At 70.0% G+C, this 2,076-nt stretch carries 2 protein-coding genes and 1 pseudogene; 2 read left to right on the forward strand and 1 reads right to left on the reverse strand.

Features of this window, described 5'->3' with window-relative positions; all coding sequences use genetic code 11:
* Positions 1 to 190: TetR family transcriptional regulator (locus IEZ00_RS37385; protein ID WP_229796251.1), on the reverse strand; the 190-nt coding region annotated here is incomplete at its 3' end.
* 172 nt (positions 191 to 362) lie between these two features.
* Between IEZ00_RS37385 and IEZ00_RS30515 the strand changes: the two genes are divergently transcribed.
* Together IEZ00_RS30515 and IEZ00_RS37390 are read left to right on the forward strand one after the other, a co-directional pair.
* Positions 363 to 1,706 carry an MFS transporter gene (locus IEZ00_RS30515; RefSeq protein ID WP_189226824.1) on the forward strand — a complete coding sequence of 448 codons (1,344 nt, stop codon included), beginning with the start codon at positions 363 to 365 and terminating at the stop codon, positions 1,704 to 1,706.
* Between the two features lie 35 nt (positions 1,707 to 1,741).
* Positions 1,742 to 2,076, forward strand: a pseudogene (locus IEZ00_RS37390) (SGNH/GDSL hydrolase family protein); the annotation flags it as partial.

Here is a 2,076-nt window from a genome sequence, read left to right on the forward strand (position 1 = left end):
CCTCGTACACCGCGAGGAAGATGTCGAACTTCGACCGGAAGTGGTAGTAGACCAGCCCCTTGGTGGCGCCGACCTCGCGGGCGATGTCGTCGATCGTGGCGTTGGCGAACCCGTGCGCCATGAAGGCCTCGGCCGCGGCGTCGAGGATCCTGCTCCGCGCGTCGGGCTCCAGCTCGGGACTCGCGCTCACCCGCTCATCCTCCCCTTCCAACCCCGCCGCCACCACGCGCGCCGACGCGGGCGGTTGACACCACAAGTCCTCATACCTACCGTGATACTCCGTAGTATCGCAGGTAGAAGCCTACCTTATTGTCGATCCACCCGGACATCGCACCGAGCTGCCCGATCCGGAAGGGCGTCCGATGACGAACGCTGAAGACCTGGTGCACGAGCTCGCGACGAAGAAGGCCATCACGCGGTTGCTGCCGGTGCTCGGCATCGCCTACTTCATGTCCTACATCGACCGGACCAACGTCGCCCTCGCCAAGACGGCGCTGGCGGCCGACGTCGGCATCAGCGCGGCCGCCTACGGGCTCGGCGCGGGGCTGTTCTTCGTCAGCTACGCCCTGCTCGAAGTGCCGAGCAACCTGGTCCTGTACCGCGTCGGCGCCCGCGTGTGGATCACCCGCATCGCGGTGACGTGGGGCGCGGTGTCCGCCGCCATGATGTTCGTGCGGGACGAGCTGTCGTTCTACCTGCTGCGGTTGCTGCTCGGAGCCGCGGAAGCCGGCCTGTTCCCCGCCATGATGTACATGGTCACGCTGTGGTTCTCCCAGAAGCACCGGGTGACGATCGTGGGCCTGATCTACACCGCGCCCTGCGTCGCGATCTTCCTCGGCTCGCCCATGGGCGGCGCGCTGATGAACCTGGACGGGCTGGCGGGCCTGCGCGGGTGGCAGTGGATGTTCCTGGTCGAGGGCCTGGTCACGATCGCCGTCGGGGTGCTGGTCTGGTTCGCCCTGCCCGGACGCCCCGCCGACGCCCGGTGGCTCACGCCGCAGGAGGCCGCCGAGTTGACCGCGCGGGCCGTGGGGCGCGACGCGCCGTCGCCGAACCGGGTGCGGGGCAACCTGCGCCGGGCGTTCGGCCGCCCGACGGTGCTCGCCCTCGCCGGGATCTACTTCGTCAACCAGGCCATCGGCTCCGGTGTCGGCTTCAACTTCCCGGCGCTGCTGCAGTCGCTCGGCCTGCAGAGCCCCTTCCTCATCGGCCTGGTGGCGGGCAGCGGCGGCATCTCCGGCCTGGCGGGCGTGCTGTTCTTCCCGTGGCTCAAGCGCCGCTTCGGTCGCGAAGTCCCGCTGATCGGCGTGTGCGCGGGCGCGGTGCTGGTCATCATGGTCGGCTTCCTCCTGTCCACCAACCCGGTGGTCAGCGTCGGCCTGATCTTCATCACCAACTTCTTCGCCCTCGGCACCCTGCCGCTGTTCTGGTCGGTCGCCATGTCCCGGATGTCGGGTCTGATGGCCGCGGCGGGCCTGGCCTTCATCAACACCGTCGGCATCACCGGCGGCTTCGTCGGACCGTACGCCTACGGCCTCATCGAGGAGGCCACCGGCAGCCTCGTCGCGCCCTACTACGCGATCGTCGCCGCCGCGGCCGTCGGGCTGGCCCTGGTGCCGCTGCTCTGGTTGGCGATCCGCCGGGAAGCGGCGGGCTCGGGCGACGCCGCCCCACAGGAGCGCTCCACCACGCTGCGCGCGGTGTAGCGCGGATACCGTCCACGCAGGAGGAGATCAACGTCATGGGGAATGCGGTTTCCAAGTTACGGCGGCGAATGGCGGCCAGCGCGGTGCTGCTGGTGGCGGCGGTCGTCGGGCCGCCGTCGGCGGCGGCGGACGAACAACTGCGGTACGTGGCGCTGGGCGACTCGTCGGCCGCGGGACCGCTGATCCCGAACCAGATCGACACCACGTGCGGTCGTTCCGACCGGGGCTGGCCGCAGGTGCTGGCAGGCCGCCTCGGCGCCGAGCTGACCAACGTGACCTGCTCGGCGGCCACCACGAACGACCTCACGGGTCGCCAGTACGGGATCGTCCCACCGCAGTTCGACGCGCTGCGCCCGGACACCGGCCTGGT

The organism is Saccharothrix coeruleofusca (assembly GCF_014648515.1).
Taxonomy (GTDB): Bacteria; Actinomycetota; Actinomycetes; order Mycobacteriales; family Pseudonocardiaceae; genus Actinosynnema; species Actinosynnema coeruleofuscum.